This window comes from Streptomyces sp. CBMA29 (assembly GCF_014596445.1).
GTDB lineage: Bacteria > Actinomycetota > Actinomycetes > Streptomycetales > Streptomycetaceae > Actinacidiphila.
Map to the genome: position 1 here is coordinate 1 of NZ_MECL01000188.1, position 647 is coordinate 647.

Genomic DNA, 647 nt, shown 5'->3' on the forward strand with positions numbered 1-647 from the left:
CGTGGAACCGGCCGTGCCCGGCGGCAGTTGGGCGGGCAAGACGACCAGCGACAGCGGCGAGGGCCAGTCGGTCCCGGTGCCCGCGACCGTCTTCGCGCCGCCGATCAGCGGCTCCGACCAGGTGGACCTCGCGCAGGACCCCGAGGCCGAGCAGGCGCGCACCGAGCTGCTGCCGAGCGGCAGCGGATTGCCCAAGACCCGGATCGCCCCGCCCGTGGAGCCGCAGGCCCCCGTGCCGCCCGCCAGGCCCGGCGTGCCGCACACCGTGGGGGGTTCGCAATTCCCGCCGCCCGGCGGCCCGGCGGTGTCGCTGCCGCCGCCCGGCGGCCTCGGCGCCGGATCCGTACCCCCGCCCGGTGGCCCCGGTCGTGGCGCCGGTCGTGGCGCCGCCGACATCGCCGACCTGGAGACGGCGAAGGCCGCCCGCGGCAATGTGCCGCCGCCCTCGGGCGGTCCGGTCCGCAGCCCGGACGCGCCGCCGCCCCCGCCGGGAGCCGTCGCTCCGGCGGGCGGTTACCTGCCGACGCAGCTCGTACCGCAGAATCCGCCGGGTGGCCAGAACCCGCAGAACCCGCAGGGACCGCCGCCGCCCGGCCCCGGTCACCCCGGCGGCAACGACCCGCACTACGCGGCGACCATGCTCGCGA

Annotated in this window: 1 pseudogene; it reads left to right on the top strand. The window is 79.1% G+C overall.

Annotated elements, in window-relative coordinates:
• Positions 1 to 647, top strand: a pseudogene (locus tag BGM09_RS24835) (hypothetical protein); the annotation flags it as partial.